Annotated in this window: 19 protein-coding genes; 6 read left to right on the forward strand and 13 right to left on the reverse strand. The window is 75.2% G+C overall.

The features are described 5' to 3' along the window. Positions 1–66: 66 nt before the first annotated feature. Positions 67–1,782, forward strand: a complete 1,716-nt coding sequence (locus AD017_RS05455) for an ATP-binding protein (RefSeq protein WP_060573276.1) — start codon at positions 67–69, stop codon at positions 1,780–1,782. Between the two features lie 16 nt (positions 1,783–1,798). Here the strand turns inward: AD017_RS05455 and AD017_RS05460 are convergent, their stop codons facing one another. From AD017_RS05460 to rimP, 9 genes are all read right to left on the reverse strand, one after another. Further along, positions 1,799–3,175, reverse strand: a complete 1,377-nt coding sequence (locus AD017_RS05460; protein WP_060573278.1) for an MATE family efflux transporter — start codon at positions 3,173–3,175, stop codon at positions 1,799–1,801. Positions 3,176–3,177: 2 nt separating this feature from the next. Next, complete coding sequence (locus tag AD017_RS05465; protein ID WP_010242655.1) at positions 3,178–3,810, reverse strand: class I SAM-dependent methyltransferase; 633 nt, start codon at positions 3,808–3,810, stop codon at positions 3,178–3,180. Positions 3,811–3,976: 166 nt separating this feature from the next. Continuing rightward, entirely contained in the window at positions 3,977–4,987 is a 1,011-nt protein-coding gene (locus tag AD017_RS05470) for a bifunctional oligoribonuclease/PAP phosphatase NrnA (protein WP_060573280.1), read from the reverse strand. Next, positions 4,984–5,430 (reverse strand): 30S ribosome-binding factor RbfA, encoded by a 447-nt coding sequence (gene rbfA, locus AD017_RS05475; RefSeq protein WP_060573282.1) that lies wholly within the window; start codon positions 5,428–5,430, stop codon positions 4,984–4,986. The genes AD017_RS05470 and rbfA overlap by 4 nt, the downstream gene beginning before the upstream one ends. A 69-nt stretch (positions 5,431–5,499) precedes the next feature. Next, a complete protein-coding gene (locus AD017_RS05480) occupies positions 5,500–5,796 on the reverse strand; it encodes a DUF503 domain-containing protein (RefSeq protein ID WP_060573284.1) in 297 nt (98 codons plus the stop codon). 102 nt (positions 5,797–5,898) lie between these two features. Beyond that, positions 5,899–8,928: a translation initiation factor IF-2 gene (gene infB / locus AD017_RS05485; RefSeq protein ID WP_060573286.1), complete on the reverse strand. Its 3,030-nt coding sequence runs from the start codon at positions 8,926–8,928 to the stop codon at positions 5,899–5,901. A 163-nt stretch (positions 8,929–9,091) separates the two neighbouring features. Beyond that, a complete protein-coding gene (locus AD017_RS33245; RefSeq protein WP_010234156.1) occupies positions 9,092–9,412 on the reverse strand; it encodes a YlxR family protein in 321 nt (106 codons plus the stop codon). Positions 9,413–9,501: 89 nt separating this feature from the next. After that, complete coding sequence (gene nusA / locus AD017_RS05490; protein WP_060573288.1) at positions 9,502–10,536, reverse strand: transcription termination factor NusA; 1,035 nt, start codon at positions 10,534–10,536, stop codon at positions 9,502–9,504. Next, positions 10,533–11,120, reverse strand: coding sequence for a ribosome maturation factor RimP (gene rimP, locus AD017_RS05495; protein WP_227012665.1), 588 nt, complete (start codon positions 11,118–11,120; stop codon positions 10,533–10,535). Before rimP ends, nusA begins: the two co-directional genes overlap by 4 nt. Positions 11,121–11,410: 290 nt before the next feature. Between rimP and AD017_RS36040 the strand changes: the two genes are divergently transcribed. Together AD017_RS36040 and AD017_RS36045 are read left to right on the forward strand one after the other, a co-directional pair. Then, complete coding sequence (locus tag AD017_RS36040) at positions 11,411–11,863, forward strand: hypothetical protein (RefSeq protein WP_060573292.1); 453 nt, start codon at positions 11,411–11,413, stop codon at positions 11,861–11,863. Beyond that, on the forward strand, positions 11,860–12,321 hold the full coding sequence (locus tag AD017_RS36045) for a ferritin-like domain-containing protein (protein ID WP_010236978.1): 462 nt from the start codon (positions 11,860–11,862) through the stop codon (positions 12,319–12,321). The genes AD017_RS36040 and AD017_RS36045 overlap by 4 nt, the downstream gene beginning before the upstream one ends. A 17-nt stretch (positions 12,322–12,338) precedes the next feature. Here the strand turns inward: AD017_RS36045 and AD017_RS05510 are convergent, their stop codons facing one another. Continuing rightward, entirely contained in the window at positions 12,339–13,409 is a 1,071-nt protein-coding gene (locus AD017_RS05510; protein ID WP_227012666.1) for an aminotransferase class V-fold PLP-dependent enzyme, read from the reverse strand. Between the two features lie 37 nt (positions 13,410–13,446). Between AD017_RS05510 and AD017_RS05515 the strand changes: the two genes are divergently transcribed. Further along, positions 13,447–13,857, forward strand: coding sequence for a secondary thiamine-phosphate synthase enzyme YjbQ (locus AD017_RS05515; RefSeq protein ID WP_010236985.1), 411 nt, complete (start codon positions 13,447–13,449; stop codon positions 13,855–13,857). Positions 13,858–13,959: 102 nt separating this feature from the next. Beyond that, positions 13,960–14,718 (forward strand): hypothetical protein, encoded by a 759-nt coding sequence (locus tag AD017_RS05520; RefSeq protein ID WP_060573294.1) that lies wholly within the window; start codon positions 13,960–13,962, stop codon positions 14,716–14,718. A gap of 142 nt (positions 14,719–14,860) precedes the next feature. Here the strand turns inward: AD017_RS05520 and AD017_RS05525 are convergent, their stop codons facing one another. Further along, on the reverse strand, positions 14,861–16,606 hold the full coding sequence (locus tag AD017_RS05525) for a proline--tRNA ligase (protein WP_193408776.1): 1,746 nt from the start codon (positions 16,604–16,606) through the stop codon (positions 14,861–14,863). Positions 16,607–16,692: 86 nt separating this feature from the next. Between AD017_RS05525 and AD017_RS05530 the strand changes: the two genes are divergently transcribed. After that, positions 16,693–17,115, forward strand: coding sequence for a PPOX class F420-dependent oxidoreductase (locus AD017_RS05530; RefSeq protein ID WP_060573298.1), 423 nt, complete (start codon positions 16,693–16,695; stop codon positions 17,113–17,115). Positions 17,116–17,125: 10 nt separating this feature from the next. Here the strand turns inward: AD017_RS05530 and AD017_RS05535 are convergent, their stop codons facing one another. Together AD017_RS05535 and AD017_RS05540 are read right to left on the reverse strand one after the other, a co-directional pair. Next, positions 17,126–18,265: a homoserine O-acetyltransferase gene (locus tag AD017_RS05535; RefSeq protein WP_060573300.1), complete on the reverse strand. Its 1,140-nt coding sequence runs from the start codon at positions 18,263–18,265 to the stop codon at positions 17,126–17,128. A gap of 45 nt (positions 18,266–18,310) precedes the next feature. Next, a complete protein-coding gene (locus tag AD017_RS05540; RefSeq protein ID WP_010226029.1) occupies positions 18,311–19,621 on the reverse strand; it encodes a bifunctional o-acetylhomoserine/o-acetylserine sulfhydrylase in 1,311 nt (436 codons plus the stop codon). Between the last annotated feature and the right edge of the window lie 207 nt (positions 19,622–19,828).

Consider the following 19,828-nt stretch of genomic DNA (forward strand, 5'->3'; position numbering starts at 1 on the left):
CTCATGACGGTCGCCCCGCCCGGAGCACGGTCCCCCCTCCCACCCCCGCGGTGGCAGGGTGGGGCCGTGCTCCGGGCGTTCCGCACCTCCTCGACCTCCCTGCGGGGGTCGAAGCTGGTCCGCCGCCTGTTCGTGCTGCAGGTGGTGACGGTGCTGCTGACCGTCGGGGGCCTCACCGCGCTCGGCGTGTACGGCGCCGGGGAACTCGAGCACGACGCCGCCGGGCGGCTGACCCGGGCCACCGCGCTGAGCATCGCCTCCGACCCCGAGGTCGTCGACGCGCTGCGGGCCGGTGGCGACGTCGCCACCCTGTCGTCGCGGCTGCAGCCGGTCGCCGAGCGGGTCCGGACCGCGACGAACACCAACTTCGTCGTCGTCATGTCCCCCGCCGGGATCCGCTACAGCCACTACAACCCCGCCGAGATCGGCCTGCCGTACCAGGGCAACATCGCCCCGGCGCTGGAGGGCCGGACGGCCACCGAGGTCTACACCGGCACGCTCGGGCCGTCGGTCCGCACCGTCACCCCGGTCGTCGAGGACGGGCGGCTCATCGCCGTCGTCTCGGTCGGGGTGCTGCAGACCCGGGTCAGCGACCTGGCGCTGCGCTGGCTGCCCGGCATCGTCGTCGCCGCCGGTGCCGCGCTGCTGCTCGGTCTGGGCCTCGCCGTGCTGCTGGCCCGCAGGCTGCGGCGGCAGACCCTCGGGCTGGAGCCCGAGGAGATCGCCGGGGCCTACACCCATCACGACGCCGTGCTGCACGCCGTCGGCGAGGGCCTGCTGGTCGTCGACGGCAGCGGACGGCTGGTCGTCGTCAACGCCGAGGCCCGGCGGCTGCTGGCCTCCCCCGTCCCGATCGAGGGCGGCCCCGACACCGCCGAGCCCGGACGCCCGCTGACCGGCCTGGGCATCGACCCGGCGGTGCTGGCGGTGCTGGTCCGCGGCCTGCGCGAGGACCTCCGCGACGAGCCCGCGCTCGCCGGGGAACGGGTGCTGCTGGTCAACAGCCGGCACGCCGGCCCGGCCGCGGGGCCGGGGACCCGGGTGTTCACGCTGCGCGACCGCACCGAGCTGGCCGGCGCCCTCCGGGAGCGCGACGACGCCCGCGGCAAGGTCGACGCCCTGTCCGGGCAGGCCCACGAGTTCGCGAACCGATTGCAGACCGTGCTGACGCTGATCGAGCTCGGCGACACCTCGGACGCCGCGGCCGCCGGGACCGCCGCCCTCGACCGCACCCGCGGGCCCGGCTCCGCCGTCGTCGCCGAGGTGCTCGACCCGGTGCTCGCCGCGCTGCTGGCGGACAAGGCGTGGCAGGCGGTGGAGCGCGACGTCGCGTTCTCGGTGACCGACGCCTGCGATCCCGACACCCTGCCGGACCTGCACCTGCCGTTCGCCGCCGACGACCTCGTCTCGCTGGCCGGGAACCTCGTCGACAACGCGATCGAGGTGGTCGCGGCGCAGCCCCGCGGCGCGGAGCGGTCGGTCACCGCGACGGTCCGGACCGACAGCGGCGAGGTGGTCCTGGAGGTCGCCGACAGCGGTCCCGGTGTTCCCCAGGAGACCGCCCGCGAGCTGTTCACGTTCGGCTTCAGCACCCGGGCGACGCCCGGTGGCCGCCCGCGCGGGATCGGGCTGGCCCTGGTCGACCGGATCACCCGGCGCCTCGGGGGGACGGTGACCGTCGGGCCCCGGGACGACGGCACCGGCGCGGTCTTCACGGTGCGGCTCCCGCTCCCGACCCCACCCCCGCTCGACGAGGGGCGCTCCGCGGTCGCACGCCCCTGACCGGACGGCGCGGAGCTCAGGCCCGGACCGTGCCCGGGACCGCCCACCGCCCCGAGCGCGCCCGCAGCCCGACGGCCACCAGCCGGACGACCATGAACATCGCCAGCCCGGTCCAGATCCCGGCCAGCCCCCACCCGAACGCCAGCGACAGCCAGATCAGCGGCAGGAACCCGCACACCGCGGCGAGCAGCGTCGTCGTGCGCAGGAACGCCGCGTCACCTGCGCCGAGCAGCACACCGTCGAGGGCGAAGACCACGCCCGCCACCGGTTGCAGCGCGGTGAAGAACCACCACGCGGCGGGGATCGTCGCGAGCACCGCGGCGTCGGTGGTGAACACCCCGGGCAGCACCGGATAGAGCGCCGCGAAGACGACGCCGAACACGCAGCCCAGCAGCAGCCCGTACCGCGTCACCCGGGCCGCGACGGCACGCGCCCCGGCGGTGCCCTCCCGATCCCGGGCCGCCCCCAGCGCCGACCCGACGAGTGCCTGGGCGGCGATCGCCACCGCGTCGAGCACGAGCGACTGGAACACCCACAGCTGCAGCACGACCTGGTGCGCCGCCACCGACTCCGCACCGAACCGGGAGGCCACCGCGGTCGCGGACAGGAAGCACGCCTGGAAGCCGAGCGACCGGATCACCAGGTCGCGGCCCATCGTCACCTGGGCGCGCAGCACCGCGGCGTCGGGCGCGAACCGGACCGGGTCGGACGACGGCGCCCGCCGCCGCTCCGCCGCCAGCGCCCGCAGGAACAGCCCCGCCGACACCGCCTGGGCCACGACGTTGGCGACCGCGGAGCCCTCCAGCCCCCAGCCGTCCCAGGAGCCGGCGCCGTGCACGAGGAACGGGCACAGCAGCGCGGACAGGCCGTTGCCCGCCAGCACGTAGTACATCGGGCGCCGGGTGTCCTGCACCCCGCGCATCCAGCCGTTCCCGGCGAGCGTGACCAGCACCAGTGGGGCGCCGAACAGGGCGATGCGCAGCCAGGAGACCGCTCCCGCCGCGATGTCCCCGCCGCCCGCGAGCACCCCCGCGACCGGGGCCGCCAGCAGCTGCCCGGCCGCGATCACCAGCAGCCCGACGACGACGGCCAGCCACGTCGCCTGTACCCCCTCGGTGACCGCGGCGGACCGGCGCCCGGCGCCGTAGAACCGGGACGCCCGCGCCGTCGTCCCGTAGGACAGGAACGTCAGCTGGGTGGTGACCTGGGCGAACAGCACCGCGGCGACGGCGAGCGAGGCCAGCGGGAGCCCGCCCAGCCGTCCGACGACGGCGGTGTCGACCAGCAGGTACAGCGGCTCCGCGGCGAGCACCGGCAGCGCCGGCACCGCGAGCCGCAGGATGTCCCGGGCCCCGCCCCGGGAGCGGACGTCCGGTTCCGAGCCTCCCGACACCGCTACGGACGCGGGCGGCGGCAGAGGAAGCAGAACGCGGGCGGGACGTTGCGCCACACCGTCCGCGTCATGACGACCTCGTCGAAGGTCTCCTGCAGGGTCGCCTTGAACCGGCGGGCCGAGGGCATCGGCATGGTGTGCGAGTACGCGAACGTGGCGAACGCCCCGGTCTCCCCGATCACGTCGACGACCTGGCCGAGGATCTCGCGCTGGGAGGCCCGGTCGAACAGCGACCAGGGCAGCCCGGAGATGACCGCGTCGACACCGGCGATGCCGCGCTCCTCCAGGAGCTCGCCCAGCTTGCGGGCGTCACCGTTGATGACCTCGACGCCCGGGTGCCGCCCCGTGAGGTAGCGGGCCATGCCCGGGTCGAGCTCGACGGCGAGGTGCCGGCCGCCGGGCGCGAGCCGGCGGGAGACCTCGGAGGTCACCGCGCCGGTGCCCGGGCCGAGCTCCACGACGACCGGCGCTCCGTGACCGGGCGCGATCCGGGCGAGCTTCTCCGACAGCCGCTGCGAGCTCGGCCAGACGGCACCGACCCGGGCGGGGTTGCGCACCCACGCTCCGAGGAACTCGCGCCAGCCGCTGGCGTCGTCGCGGGCACCGTCGTGTCCCGGGGCGGGCTCGGAACTCACGTGCAACCTCCTGGGGGGATCGCCGGACACGCTACGTCCCGGGACCGTGGCCGGTCGGACCGGCCCGTGCCTACCGGACGCGGTGGTACCGCAGGTGTATTCCGGATGACGGTCGTGACACCTCGCCGGTGCGACGCGGTGACCGGCCGGGCGTCGTGGGGCCGCGTCACGGCTGCGGGACGGCGGCGAGCTCGGCCCGCAGCAGGTCGAGCAGCGCGTCGCGGGTGCCGTCGCGCTCGAACCCCGCCGCGGCCGCGTGCCCGCCCCCGCCGAGCGCCGTCGCGACCCGGGACAGGTCCGGGCGTCCGGTGCCGCGCAGGGACACCGACCACGATCCGGGGGCGACCTCGGTCAGCAGCGCCGCGACACCGTCGTCGGCGGTGGCCAGCAGCTGCCCGACCAGGGTGACCGTCTGGTCCCGGAACCGGGTCGCCGTCGCGGCGTCCACGACCGCCCACACCAGGGGCTCGCCACCGGCCCCGGCGGGCTCCCGCCGGGCCCCGGCCAGGACGGTCGCCTGCGCCGCCAGCCAGGCGAACGGACGGGTCCCGGTGATCTCGCGCATCAGCTCGCGCGGCTCCGCCCCGGCGTCGACGAGTTCGGCGCCCAGCCGCAGCGCGTCCGACCCGCCCCAGCGGAACCCGCCGGTGTCGGTGTAGAGGCCCGCGAACAACGCCCGGGCCAGTACGGGGTCCAGTGTGGTCCCCAGCTCGGCGAGGACCTCGCGTACCAGCAGCACGGTGGCCGGGGCGCCCGGGTCGACCAGGTGGTGGGTCGCGAACGGCACGAACGACGCGTGGTGGTCGAGCGCGAGCGACGACCGCGCCGTCCCGAGCCGCCCCGCCAGGTCACCGAGCCGGGCGGCCGACGAGATGTCGCAGCAGACCAGCAGGTCCGGCGCCGCGGGCGCGTCCTGGGAGGCGACGACGACGCCGCCGGGGTCGAGCGCGAGCAGCGCCTCCGGCACCGGCTCGGGCCCGCCGAACGACGCCACCGCGGGCACGCCCGAGCGGCGCAGCGCCGTGGCGAGCGCGATCGCGCTGCCCGCGGCGTCGGCGTCGGGCCGGACGTGGCCGACGACGAGGACCTCGCCACGGGCCTGCCGCAGCAGCGCCGCGGCCCCGGCCGGATCGACCGGTCCGGGGCCGGGCAGCGGCGGCGCGGACGTCGCCCTCACTCCGCCTCGGTCTCCCGCGGGGCCTTGTACGGGTCCGCGTCGCCCGCGGGCGACGCGGAGGCCGCCAGCCGTGCGACCTCGGCGTCCGAGGCGCGGGTCTGGGCCAGCAGCTCCTCCATCCGGCGCGCCTCGTCCGGGACCTGGTCGAGGACGAAGGCGAGGCTCGGGGTGTGCCGGACACCGGTCTGCTGACCGACCCGGCTGCGGAGCACACCGGCGGCGCTCTGCAGCGCGGCGGCGGCACCGGCGGTGTCGGGTGCCTCCTCCAGCGAGGCCCCCATCACCGTGTAGTAGACGGTGGCTTCCCGCAGGTCACCGGTCACCCGGGTGTCGGTGATCGTCACCATGGACAACCGCGGGTCCTTGACCTCGTGCTCCAACGCCTCCGCGACGATCTGCGAGATCCGCTTGGCGAGCTTGCGTGCGCGGGCCTGGTCGACCATGTCGTGCTCCTTCCACCGGTCGTGCGGGGCCGAGTCTAGGCAAGGCCGGCCCGGTCCCGCCGCGGGTTCTCAGTCGTCGTCCTCCGGGCCGAACAGGCGGGTCCGGGCGGACAGCAGTTCCATCTCGGGGCGGGCGGCGACCAGCCGCTCGCACCGCTCCAGCAGCGCCGTGACCTGTCCGGCGTCGGCGGCCACGCAGCTCACACCGATCAGCGCGCGCCGGTACAGGTCCTGGTGGCCGGCCTCGGCCGCCGCCACCTCGAACCGGCGCAGCTCGGCCAGCAGCGGCCGCACCGCCGACCGCTTCTGTTTCAGCGACCGGACGTCGCCGAGCAGGACGTCGCACTCCAGTGCGCCGACGAACATGCCCACCTCCGGGCGAGACGCCGACGGGGCGGCCGGTTCGCACCGGCCGCCCCGTCGGACGAGTACCTCGGTTCCGCTGCTTCGTCCCTCGATCTCCGGGACTCAGTCGCGCGGCTTCTCCCGCATCTCGAACGTCTCGATGACGTCGTCGACCTTGATGTCGGAGTAGCTGCCCAGCGTCAGACCGCACTCGAAGCCCTCGCGGACCTCGACCACGTCGTCCTTGTACCGGCGCAGCGACGACACCGGGAGGTTCTCGTGGATCACCTTCGAGTCGCGCAGCAGGCGCGCCCTGGCGTTCCGGCGGATCTCCCCACCCATCACGAGGCAACCGGCGATCGTGCCGAACTTCGAGGACTTGAAGACCTCGCGGACCTCCGCGCGGCCCAGCTCGACCTCCTCGTACTCCGGCTTGAGCATGCCCTTCAGGGCCTGCTCGATCTCCTCGATCGCCTGGTAGATCACCGAGTAGTAGCGGATCTCCACGCCCTCGCGGTTGGCCAGCTCGGTGGCCTTGCCCTCGGCACGGACGTTGAAGCCCATGACGATGACGTTGTCCGCGATGGCGAGGTTGATGTCGCCCTCGGTGATGCCACCGACGCCGCGGTGGATGACGCGCAGATCGACGTCGTCCCCCACGTCCAGCTTCATCAGGGCCTCCTCGAGCGCCTCCACGGTGCCCGAGTTGTCACCCTTGATGATCAGGTTGAGGGTGTTCGTCTCCTTGAGCGCGGCGTCCAGGTCCTCCAGGCTGACGCGCTTGCGACGGCTCGCCAGCTCGGCGTTGCGCTCGCGGGCGCGCCGCCGGTCGGCGATCTGCCGGGCCACCCGGTCCTCGTCGACGACGAGGAACGTGTCGCCGGCACCCGGGACCGAGGTCAGGCCGATGACCTGCACCGGACGCGACGGGAGCGCCTCGGTGACGTCGGCACCGTGCTCGTCGATCATCCGCCGGACGCGCCCGGAGGCGTCGCCCGCGACGACCGAGTCGCCGACCTTCAGCGTGCCGCGCTGGACCAGCACCGTGGCCACCGGGCCACGGCCGCGGTCCAGGTGCCCCTCGATGGTGACGCCCTGGGCGTCCATGTCGGGGTTGGCCCGCAGGTCGAGCGCCGCGTCCGCGGTCAGCAGGATCGCCTCGAGCAGCGACTCGATGTTGGTGCCCTGCTTGGCGGAGATGTCGACGAACATGGTGTCGCCGCCGAACTCCTCGGCCACCAGGTTGTACTCGGTGAGCTGCTGCCGGATCTTCTGCGGGTTCGCACCCTCGACGTCGATCTTGTTGACCGCGACCACGATCGGCAGGTCCGCCGCCTGGGCGTGGTTGATCGACTCGACGGTCTGCGGCATCACGCCGTCGTCCGCCGCCACCACGATCACCGCGATGTCGGTGGACTTCGCACCGCGGGCACGCATGGCGGTGAACGCCTCGTGACCCGGGGTGTCGATGAACGTGATGAGCCGCTCCTCACCCTCCAGCTCGGCCGGCACCTGGTACGCGCCGATGTGCTGGGTGATGCCGCCGGCCTCGCCCTCGCGGACGTTGGCCTTGCGGACCGTGTCCAGCAGGCGCGTCTTGCCGTGGTCGACGTGACCCATGACGGTGACGACCGGCGGCCGGGCCACCAGCGCCTCCTCGTCGCCGAGGTCGCCGAACTCGATGTCGAACGACTCGAGCAGGGCGCGGTCCTCCTCCTCGGGGGACACGACCTGGACCCGGTAGTTCATCTCCTGGCCGAGCAGCTCCAGGATCTCGTCCGAGACCGACGCGGTCGCCGTGACCATCTCGCCGAGGTGGAACAACACCTGCACCAGCGAGGCCGGGTTGGCGTTGATCTTCTCCGCGAAGTCGGTCAGCGACGCGCCACGCGGCAGCCGGATCGTCTCGCCGTTGCCCTTGGGCAGGCGGACACCGCCCACCGAGGGCGCGGCCATGGCGTCGTACTCCTGGCGCTTCTGCCGCTTCGACTTGCGGCCACGACGGGCCGGACCGCCGGGACGGCCGAACGCGCCCGCGGCACCGCCGCGGCCACGACCGCCGCCGCCACCGGGACGACCACGGAAACCGCCGGCCGGAGGCGGTCCACCGGGACCGCCGCCACCGGGACGGAAACCGCCACCGCCGCCGCCACCGGGACGACCGCCACCGGGGCCACCACGGCCACCGCCGGGGCCACCACGGCCGCCACCGGGGCCGCCACGGCCACCGGGGCCGGGGCGCCCACCGGCCGGACGCGCGGGCATCATGCCCGGGTTCGGCCGCGGCGGCATGCTGTTCGGGGTCGGGCGCGGACCACCGGCGCCACCGCCCGGACGGGGCGGACGCGGCGGGGCCTCACCGGAGCGGGCCGCCGGCTGCTGCGGGGCGGCGCCGCCGCCCTGCTGCTGGCCGCCCGGCTGCTGCGCGGGCGGGCCGGGACGCGGGGCCGGCTTGGGCGAACCCTGGCCGACGCCGAACGGGTTGTTCCCGACGCGCGGCTGGCGCGGGCCCGGCTTCGGGCCACGCTGGCCGTCGCCACCGGGGCGCGGGGCACCGCCGCCCTGGCCGCCGCCCTGACCCTGCTCACCCGGCTTCGGACCGGGCTTCGGCGCCGCCGGACCCGGCTTGGGGCCGGGCTTCGGCGCCGCGGGACCGGGCCTCGGCGCGGCCGGAGCCGAGGCGTCGGCGGCCGGGGCCTGGGGGTGCGGGGTGGGTGCCGGCGTGGCCGGACCCGGCTTCGGGGCGTCCTGACCGGCCGCCGGCTGTGCCGGGGACGGCGCACCCTGCGCGGGCGCGGGCGGCCCGGGGCGCGGACCGGGCTTCGGCGCCGGGCCCGGGCGCGACGGAGCCGCTCCCGGGGTCGGGCCGGGCTTGGGCGCGCTCGGGCGGGACGGCGACGGGGCGCCGGAACCGCCGCCACCGGCGCGCGGGCGACCGCCACCGGGGGCACCGGAACCGCGGCGCTGGCCGTTGCCACCGCCGTTGCCCCCACCGGCGGCCATCGCGTCGCGCAGCTTGCGCGCGACGGGGGCCTCCACGGTGGAGGAGGGAGACTTCACGTACTCCCCGAGGTCCTGCAGCTTGCTGAGGACCTGCTTACTGCTGAGACCGAGCTCCTTAGCGAGCTCGTGCACGCGGGCCTTGCCTGCCACTGCTCTCCTTGTCCTGACCGGAGGCCGGGCGGCAGCGACCCGCTCGACCTCGAACCTAGTGTCGAAGCACGTTCATGGTGCGATCTTCACTGCTGGCTCATGACTGGTCGACCTTGCTTTCTTCCGATGACGGGACCGGGAGGCTCCCGATCCCCAGCTGACGTCACTGCTCCTGCACCCATCGGCGGACAGCGTCCACCTCAGGTCTGCTCCGGAGCCGCAACGCCCGGACGAACGCCGAGCGTCGCTCGGCCTTGTCCAGGCATCCCGTCGCGGGGTGCAGCCAGGCACCCCTCCCGGGGAGGCGGTGACGCGGATCCGGGACGAGACGTCCGTTCTCCGCGACCACCCGCAACAGTGCGCCGGCCCGTTCCCGTTTCCGGCACCCGACGCACGTCCGGATCGGAACCGACCGGGTGCGAGCGGGCGACGGTCCGCGATCGCGGGCCGTCTGTGAGTGTAGCGCAGCGGAGTCGTCCGGCATTCCCTCGCCCGGCCCACCGCGGTGATCGTCGCCCCGGCCGCCGTCGCGCTCCCCGGTCGCCGGCGGGCCACCGGCCGGTCCGGTCGCGGCTACGACGACACCTCGACCGGATCGCCGTCCGGGCCGACCGGGTCGCGGGGGTCGGCGTCGCTCCGGATGTCGATCTTCCAGCCGGTGAGCCGGGCGGCGAGCCGGGCGTTCTGGCCCTCCTTGCCGATCGCCAGCGACAGCTGGAAGTCGGGCACGACGACGCGCGCGATCCGCGCCCGCTCGTCCAGCACCGTCACCGAGACCACCTTGGACGGCGAGAGCGCGTTGCCGACGAACTCACCGGGGTCCTCGGACCAGTCGATGATGTCGATCTTCTCGCCGGCCAGCTCGCCCATCACGCCGCGGACGCGCGCGCCCATCGGGCCGATGCAGGCGCCCTTGGCGTTGAGCCCCGGCCGGGCCGACCGCACGGCGATCTTGGACCGGAACCCGGCCTCCCGGGCGACCGAGACGATCTCGATCGAGCCGTCGACGAGCTCGGGCACCTCGAGCGCGAACAGCTTGCGCACCAGGTTCGGGTGCGTGCGGGACAGCGTGATCGTGGTCCCGCGCGGCCCGCGGGCGACCCCGATCACGTAGCAGCGGATGCGCTCGCCGTGCTGGTAGACCTCGCCCGGCACCTGCTCGGCCGCCGGGAGGACCGCCTCGGTGCCGCCGCCCAGCTCGACGATCGCCACACCGCGGGCGTTGGCGCGGGCGTCGCGCTGCACGATGCCGGCGACGACCTCGCCCTCCTTGGTGGAGAACTCCCCGTAGGTGCGCTCGTGCTCGGCGTCGCGCAGCCGCTGCACGATCACCTGGCGGGCGGTGGTCGCCGCGATCCGGCCGAAGCCCTCGGGGGTGTCGTCGAACTCGGGGCCGGGGGTGCCGTCCTCGGCCGCGTCCGAGGCGTCGCGGGCCAGCACGCGCACGACACCGGTCTTGCGGTCGATGTCGACGCGCGCGTCGGAGTGGTGGCCCTCGGTGTGCCGGTAGGCGGTGAGCAGCGCGGTCTCGATGGCCTCCAGCACCGTCTCGAACGGGATCTCCTTGTCCCGCTCGATGGCCCGCAGTGCGGGGATGTCGACGTTCACCGGTTCTCCTCGGATCCGTTCGTGCCGCTGTTGTCGCTGGTGTCGCCGCTGCCGCCGCCCGGGTCGAGCAGGGCGGTCTCGGCGGCCGGGGCCGGCTTGAACTCGACCTGCACCTGGGCGTGCGTGACGTCGTCGTAGGCGATCTCGCGCAGCTCGGGCTGCTTCCGGCCGGGCACCGCGACCTGCACCCGGTCGTCACCGGCCCGGCCGATCCTGGCCTCCAGGTCGTCGCCGCCCGCCAGCGTGATCCGGGCCATCCGCAGGAAGTTCCGCCGCCAGTGCCGGGGCGTGGTCAGCGGCCGGTCGATGCCGGGCGAGGTCACCTCGAGCGTGTAGGACCCCTCGATGAGGTGCTCGTGCGGGTCGAGCTCGGCCGCGGCGGTCCGGCTGAGCCGGGCGATGTCGTCCAGGTCGATGCCGGTGGCGGTCGAGGCCTCCGGCAGGTCGACGACGAGCTTCACCGCGTGCCGCCGGCCGGCGGTGCGGACCTCCACGGCGTCGATCTCCAGCCCGGCGTCGGTGACGACCGGCTCGAGCACGCCGCGCAGCTGGTCTGCCAGCTGTTCGGGGTCCGGACTGCGCATCGGGTGACTCTCCTCGTGGTCGCGTCGGTCGCCGGCCGTCACCGCCCGCCCACGCGCCCGCGACCGGGCGGCGCCGCGGGGCGGCACGGCTCGGGTACGGGCCCCGTCACGGACCGCGGAGCGGTGGCCGGGACGGCGGCGGGGACGACGGCAGGGGCGGCCGACGAGCCTAGCGCGTCGGCCCGGGGATGCGGCGGCCGCCGTCCACCCGGACGGGGGCGGGCGGTCGGTGTGGGGACCCCCGTGACCGGCTGGCAGCATGACCCGGCGTGAGGGACCGGAGACCAACCGTGCCGGCACCGGGGTTCAACCGGCGGCAGGTACTCGGGACGGCGGCGGCCGCCGTGGCGTCCTGGCCGGTCCTGTCCGCCTGCTCCCCCGGCGCCGCCCGGACCGACGACGCCGGCGACGCCCTGCTCGCGATGGCCGACGGCGCCCGGATGGACGCGGCGATGGTCGCCGCCGCCGTGACCGGCGATCCCGCGCTGGCCGGCCGGCTGGAGCCGCTGCGGGCGGCCCGGATGGAGCACGCGACCGCGCTCGACCAGGCCGGCGGGCGCGCGCCGGGCTCGGTGCCCGCTCCCGCGACCCCGCCGGCGGCGGACCTCGCCGCCGTGCGCGACGCCGTCGCCGCCTCCGCGCGGACCGCGGGCGAGGTCGTCCCGCGGGCGTCGGCCCAGCAGGTCGGGCTGGTCGCCGAGGTGGCCGCCTGCTGCGCGACCTACGCGGCGGTGCTGCAGTGAGCCAGGAACAAGACGACTCCGCGGTCCCGCAGGTGACCGTCGACGCGTTGCAGCGGGCGCTCGCGAGCGAGCACGCGGCGCTGTGGGCCTACAAGATGTCGACGGCGTTCGTCCCGGCCGACTGGGCCACGCGGGCCCGCGCCGACATCGAGGCCCACACCACGCTGCGCGGGCAGATCACCCAGACGCTGTCCGACGTGGGGCAGCGCCCGGTGTCGGCGCAGCCCGCGTACACACCGCCGCAGCCGGTCGTCGACGCGGTGTCGGCGGGGGCGCTGCTGGTCTCCGCCGAGACCGACACGATCGCCGCCTGGCGGTCGGTGATGGAGCGCTCGACCCAGACCGCGCTGCGCGAGGCGGGACTGCGCGCGATGATCGACTGCACGGGCCGGCTCGCCTTCTGGCGCACGGTGACCGAGCGCTCCCCCGTCGTCCCGGTGTTCCCCGGCAGGGGCTGACGCCCGGCCCACGGCCCTCAGTCGCGCAACGCGGCGGCGGCCAGGTCGACGTCCTCGGGGGTGTTGGCCAGGTGGAACGCGAGCCGTGCCGCGCCGTCCCGGACCGCGGCGGTGATCCCGGCGGCGGCCAGCCGGTCGGCGGCGCCGTCGGCCCGCACGGAGACGATCGCCGACCCGGTGGGCTCCAGACCGAGCCGCTCCCGCAGGGCGTCGGCGAGCCCGGCGCAGTGGGCGCGCAGGGCCTCCGGGTCGACCGACGCCAGCCACGGCACCGTCACCGCCGACCCCGCGTGCGCGAACCAGACCGGCGACTCCTCCCCGCCAGCCGGCCCCGGGCGCGCGGGCGGGTCCGGCGTGTAGAGGCCGCCGCCCCAACGGTCCCGGGTGCCGTACCAGCCGGCGGAGTGCCGCACGACCTCCGGCCAGCGCTCCCCGCCGGGCGGCCCCGCCACCCAGGACGGCCGCTGCGCCAGCCACGCCGTCCCGCGCGGCCCGAGCAGCCACTTGTACCCTGCCCCGACGACGGCGTCCGCTCCCGCCAGGCGGAGCGGGAGCCACCCGGCGGCCTGGGTGACGTCGAGCAGCAGCCGAACGCCGTGCCGTTCGCGGACCGCGCCCAGCGCGTCGAGATCGGCGATCCGGCCGTCGGCGGACTGCACCACCGACACCGCGACGAGATCGTGGCCGGGCGCGTTCCCGGCGAGCTCGGCGAGCGGCACCTCGGTGACCCGCACCCCGCGGTGCGCCTGCAGCGCGAACGGCCGGGTGACCGACGAGAACTCGCCCGCCGCGACCAGCACCCGGGTGCCGTCCGGCACGGCCGCCGCGAGCGGGCCGATCAGCCCGGACGTGGTGGCGCCCTGGGCGACGTCGGCGACCGGGACGCCGGTGATCGCGGCGAAACCCGCGCGGGCGGCCTCCACGTCGTCGTCGAAGTCCTTCGGTGACGCCTCCGCCACCGCCCAGCGCCGCACCGTCTCGGCGACCGCTGCGGAGGCCTCCAGTGTCGGCACCCCGATGCTCGCGGTGTTCAGGTAGCCGGGACGGCGCGGGAGCTCCCGGCCGAACACCGTGATCGTCTCTCCCACGCTGCCCGAGCCTAGCCACCGACCTAGGTTGGACGGCGTGCACAGTGAGCTGATCGAGGTCCGTACCGGCTCCGAGGAGTCCGTGGTGGACCTGACGGGCCCGATCGAGGAATTCCTGTCCGGCGCCGGGGCCGGCGACGGGCTGCTGAACGTCTTCGTCCCGCACGCCACCGCCGGGATCGCCGTGATCGAGACCGGGGCGGGCAGCGACGCCGACCTCCTGGCGCAGCTGCGTCAGGTCCTCCCCGCCGACGACCGCTGGCGGCACCGGCACGGCAGCGCCGGCCACGGGCGGGACCACGTGCTGCCGGCGTTCGTGCCGCCGTCGACCACGATCCCGGTGATCGGCGGACGCCCGGCGCTGGGCACCTGGCAGTCGGTGTGCCTGGTCGACACCAACGTGGACAACCCGACGCGGTCCGTGCGGTTCTCCCTGCTGCCGGGCTGACCGGTCCCCCCGCGTTCCCCCGGGTCCTCCGCCGGGCGCCCCGGCCCGGCCGTCCGTCGTCCGGTCGGCGGGACCGCGCGGAGGGCGCCGTAGGCTGCGCCGGTGACCTCCGGGTGGACGACCTCGACCAGCCGTCCGGGCGCGGTGTCCGGGGCCCGACCGGCCCAGTCACCGCCCGGCGGCGGCCCGGGGCGCCGGTTCCGGCCGGTGCTGGCCGCCGTCGTGGTGGTGCTGCTCGTGACCGGGACCGTCGCGGCGCTGAGCGGCCCCTCGTCCGGCCCGTCCGGGCCCTCCCCCGCGGCTGCCGCACCCGCGACGTCGGAGGCGTTCGCCGTGACCCCGCCGTCGGGCTGGACCCCCGCGCCCGCCGGGACCGCGCCGCTGGACGTCTTCGGGGTGCCCTTCGTGCGCCTCGCCGAGGTGCCGCCGTTCGCGGCCGGGGAGTGCCCACCGGGCGCCGCGCCGCGCGGGGTCGCCGCGGCGGCACTGGTCGCTGTCCCGGCCGGGACGACGGTCGAGCAGGCCGCCCAGGCGTTCGCCCGGGGCGCCGGGGAGTCCGCCTACGCGGGGTCCACGCCGCAGGTGGCGGTCGGGCCCGCCGTGCCGCGCCCGGGCGGGACCGAGCCGGGTTCGTGGGTGGAGGCGACCGTCCGGACCGACGGCCTCGCCGCCGGGGCCGCCGGATGCCGCGCGACCGACGGCGCGGTCGGGGTGCTCGCCGTGCCCCGCACCCGGGCCCAGGACGGCTCGACCGGGGTGGCGATGCTCGTCACCGCGGCGGACGCCGGTGGCGGGCCGGGCGACCCGGTCCCCGGCACCGACCTCGCCGACCTGGCGAGCTCGGCCGTCCCGCCCCCCTGACCCGCCTACGCCGGAACCCGCGCCGCACCTCGACCCGGTTCGCACGGGATCGCTCGGCTCGCACGAGGTCCGACCCCGTGCGAACGACCCGACCCCGTGCGAACCCGGTGGCTCCGGGGGGCGGCGCGGGCGGGAGTTCCCGTCAGGCGCCGCGGACGACTCCCGCGACGTGGGCGGCCGCGCCGTCGCGCGGGATCTCGGTCCGCTCGCCCGTCGCACGGTCCTTGAGCTCGATCTTCCCGTCGGCCAGCCCCCGGCCGACGACGACGATCGTCGGCACCCCGACCAGCTCGGCGTCGGCGAACTTGACCCCGGGCGAGGCCTTGCGGTCGTCGAGGATCACCGACAGGCCCTCGGCCTCCAGCTCCGCGGCGAGGACCTCGCCGCCCTCGAGCAGCTCGGCCGACTTCCCGGCGACGACGACGTGGACGTCGAACGGCGCCACCGAGCGCGGCCAGACGAGACCGGAGTCGTCGTGGCACTGCTCGGCGATCGCCGCGACCAGCCGCGAGACCCCGATGCCGTAGGACCCCATCGTGATCCGCACCGGCTTCGAGTCGGGGCCCAGCGCGTCGAGCGAGAACGCGTCGGCGTACTTGCGGCCGAGCTGGAAGATGTGCCCGATCTCGATGCCGCGCGCGGCCTCCAGGACCCCTTCCCCGTCGGGGCTGGGGTCACCGGCGCGCACCTCGGCGGCCTCGATCGTGCCGTCCGGGGTGAAGTCGCGGCCCGCCACGAGGTCGACGACGTGGTGGTCGGCCTTGTCGGCGCCGGTCACCCAGGCGGTGCCGGTGACGATCCGCGGGTCGACGAGGTACCGGACACCGTTCGCGGCCAGCGCCGCCGGGCCGATGTAGCCCTTGACCAGGAACGCGTTGCGGGCGAAGTCGGCCTCCTCCAGGAGCTCGACCTGGGCGGGTTCGAGGGCCGCCTCGAGCCGCTTCATGTCGACCTCGCGGTCGCCGGGCACGCCGACGCCGACCAGCTCCCAGCTGTCCGCGCCCGGCTGCCGGGTCTTGACCAGGACGTTCTTCAGCGTGTCCGCCGCGGTGAAGGTCCGGTCGGTGTGCTCGTTGAGGTAGGTCACGAGCGTCTCGATGGTCGGCGTGTCCGGCGTGTGGTGGACCTGGGCCGCGGGCAGCCCGTCGAGCGGGATCGCCGGGGGCGCGGGGGTGGTGACCGCCTCGACGTTCGCCGCGTACCCGCCGAGCCCGCGGACGAACGTGTCCTCCCCCGTCTCCGACTCGGCGAGGAACTCCTCGGACGCCGAGCCGCCCATCGCCCCGGACGTGGCCGCCACGATCACGTACTTCAGCGCGAGGCGGTCGAAGATCCGGATGTAGGTGCCGCGGTGCTTGCCGTAGGACTCCGAGAGCCCCTCGTCGGACAGGTCGAACGAGTACGAGTCCTTCATCAGGAACTCGCGGCCGCGCAGGATGCCGGCGCGGGGCCGCTCCTCGTCGCGGTACTTGGTCTGGATCTGGTAGAGGACGACCGGGTAGTCCTTGTACGACGAGTACTCGCCCTTCACCGCGAGCGTGAACAGCTCCTCGTGGGTGGGGCCGAGCAGGTAGTCGCCGCCCTTGCGGTCCTGGATGCGGAACAGCGCCGGGCCGTACTCGGTCCACCGGTTCGTCGCCTCGTAGGGCTCACGCGGCAGCAGCGCGGGGAACTGGATCTCCTGGCCGCCCATGGCGTCCATCTCCTCGCGCACCACGTTCTCGATGCGGCGGAGCACCTTGAGCCCGAGCGGCAGCCAGGAGTAGACCCCCGGGGCGACGCGACGGACGTAGCCGGCGCGGACCAGCAGCTTGTGGCTGGGCACCTCCGCGTCGGCCGGGTCCTCACGCAGGGTGCGTAGGAACAGCGACGACATCCGGGTCAACACCCGGAGAAGGGTAGCGACGCCCCCCGCGGCCGCTCACCCCGGTTCCGGCGGGAACAGTGACCCACGCCATCGGCGTTGGCCCGGGCATGGGAGACGAACAGCACGACCTGCTCGGGAACGCCCGTCAGGGCGTCCTCGCGACCATCAAGCGCAGCGGGATGCCGCAGCTGTCACCGGTCACCCCGTACTACGACCGCGCCGCCGGCACCATCGGCGTCTCGATGACCGAGGGCCGGGCGAAGACGGCGAACCTGCGCCGCGACCCGCGGGCCGCCCTGTCGGTGGAGAGCGCGGACGGCCGCGCCTGGGCGACCGCCGAGGGGCCGGTCGAGCTCGCCGTACCCGACGACTCCCCGGACGGCCCGGCGGTGCAGGCACTCGTCGACTGGTACCGGGCGGCCGCGGGCGAGCACCCGGACTGGGACGACTTCCGCGCGGCCATGGTGCGCGACCGCCGGGTGCTCATGACGATGCACGTCCAGCGGGTCTACGGCGAGCGGATCGGCTGACCGGCACGGGTCAGGGCGCCGGTTCGGCCAGCAGCTCCCCGAGCATCCGCGCGACCGTCGGCGTCTCGACGAGGAACCCGTCGTGCCCGTACGGCGAGTCGATCACCTTCAGCGGGTCCGCGTTCGGGATCCCGGCGGCCAGCTCCTCCTGCTCGGCGAGCGGGTAGAGCCGGTCCGACGTGACACCGGCGACGTAGGTCCGGGCCCGGACCCGGGACAGCGCCGGCCCCGTCCCACCTCGCCCGCGACCGACGTCGTGGTGGTTCATGGCCTGGGTGAGCCGGACGTAGGACGCCGCGTCGAACCGCCGCACCAGCTTGACGGCGTGGTGGTCCAGGTACGACTCGACGGCGTACCGGCCCCCGTCGAGCGGGTCCTCGCCGTCCTGCGGGTCACGGCCGAAGCGGGTCGCCAGCTCGTACCCGGAGCGGTAGCTCAGGTGCGCGATCCGGCGGGCGATGCCCAGGCCGCGCCAGGGACCCTCGGGCAGCTGGTGGTAGTCGCCGCCGTGCCAGTGCGGGTCGGCACGGATGGCCTCGATCTGCGGGGCCGCCCAGCCGATCTGGTCCGCCGACGACCCCGCGGGCCCGGCCAGCAGGAACAGCCGCCGGACCCGGTCGGGCTCGGTCGCCGCCCACTCCAGCGACCGCATCGACCCCATCGAGCCGCCGATCACGCAGGCGAACGCGTCGATGCCGAGCGCGTCGGCGAGGTGCTGCTCGGCGACCACCGAGTCCCGCACGGTGACCAGCGGGAACCGGCTCCCCCAGGTGCGTCCGTCCGGCGCGGTGGAGGCCGGCCCGGTGCTGCCCTGGCAGCCGCCGACCGCGTTCGGGGCGACGACGAACCAGTGCGCCGGGTCCAGCGGCCCGCCCGGCGTGATCAGTCCCGGCCACCAGCCCGCCGTCGGGTGTCCGGGCCCGGCGGGACCCTCGAGGTGGGTGTCCCCGGTCAGGGCGTGCAGCACCAGCACGGCGTTCGAGCCGTCCGGTGCCAGCTCGCCCCACGTCTCGTAGGAGAGCCGCACCCCCGGCAGCTCACCACCCGCCTCCAGTTTCAGCGGGGCGGGGAGGTCGAGGAACCTGCGGCGGCCGGGGTCGTCCCCCTCCCGCCAGGCGCCGCTGGCGGGAGGGAGCGGTGTGTCGTTCACGTCCGACAGGAGATCAGATCCGGGGTTCGTTCCGACAGGCTGCTCTCACGCACCCTTGGACGCGCGGAACCCGGAGTCCAGGTCGGCCTTGATGTCCTCGATCCCCTCGAGCCCCACCGACAGCCGGACCAGGCCCGGGGTGACGCCGGAGGCCAGCTGCTCCTCGGGGTTCAGCTGGCTGTGCGTCGTGGACGCCGGGTGGATCACGAGGCTGCGGACGTCACCGATGTTGGCGAGGTGGCTGTGCAGCTCGAGGGCGTTCACGAACCTCTTGCCCGCCTCGAGCCCGTCGCGCAGCTCGAACGCGACGATCGCGCCGCCACCCTTCGGCAGGTACTTCTGCTGGGCGGCGTGCCACCGCGACGACGGCAGCCCCGCGTAGTGGACCTTCTCGACCTCGTCGCGCTGCTCCAGCCACTCGGCCAGCGCCTGCGCGTTCTGGTTGTGCCGCTCCAGCCGCAGCGACAGGGTCTCGATCCCCTGCAGGATCAGGAACGCGTTCTGCGGGGAGATCGCCGGGCCGAGGTCGCGCAGCAGCTGCACGCGGGCCTTGATGATGTAGGCGATCGGGCCGACGGCGTCGGTGAACACCGCGCCGTGGTAGCTCGGGTCCGGAGTGGTCAGACCGGGGAACTTCGCGGCGTTGCCCACCCAGTCGAACGTCCCGGAGTCGACGATGATCCCGCCGACCGAGGTGCCGTGGCCGCCGAGGAACTTGGTGAGCGAGTGGACGACGATGTCGGCGCCGTGCTCGATCGGACGCACCAGGTACGGGGTCGGGACGGTGTTGTCCACGATCAGCGGCACGCCGGCGTCGTGCGCGACACCGGCCACCCCGGTGATGTCCAGGATGTTGCCCCGCGGGTTGCCCAGCGTCTCCCCGTAGAGCGCCTTGGTGTTCGGGCGGATCGCCGCGCGCCACTCGTCGAGGTCGTCGGGGTCGTCGACGAACGTGACCTCGATCCCCAGCTTCGGGAACGTGTAGTGGAACTGGTTGTACGTGCCGCCGTACAGCGACGCGCTGGAGACGATGTGGTCGCCCGCCTCGGCGATGTTCTGGATCGCGAGCGCCTGGGCGGCCTGCCCGGACGCGACGGCCAGCGCCGCGGCCCCGCCCTCCAGGGCGGCGACGCGCTGCTCCAGGACGTCCTGGGTCGGGTTCATGATCCGCGTGTAGATGTTGCCGAACTCGGCGAGTCCGAACAGGTTCGCGGCGTGGTCGGTGTCCCGGAAGACGTACGACGTCGTCTGGTAGATCGGCGTCGCGCGCGCACCGGTCGTCGGGTCCGGTGCGGCACCGGCGTGGACCTGCTTGGTCTCGAAGGACCAGCCTGCGGTCGGGTCGGGCTCGGTCATGAGGATCTCCTCGGAGAGGTTCGGCCGGGTCGACGCGGTCGAGGCGAGCGGATCGCTCGGGGACGCTGCCGGACGTCGGCGGGCTGTCGTGGGGGCGCGGGCGGCCGCGGGCGAGCGGGGGCCGGGCCCGGGCGGGGGATCAGCGCGGGATCAGCGACGAGGGCGACAGGTCGCGCTCGTGATCCGCATGAAGTCGACGTGCAGTCG

This window comes from Pseudonocardia sp. EC080619-01, from assembly GCF_001420995.1.
In the GTDB taxonomy this organism is placed as follows: domain Bacteria; phylum Actinomycetota; class Actinomycetes; order Mycobacteriales; family Pseudonocardiaceae; genus Pseudonocardia.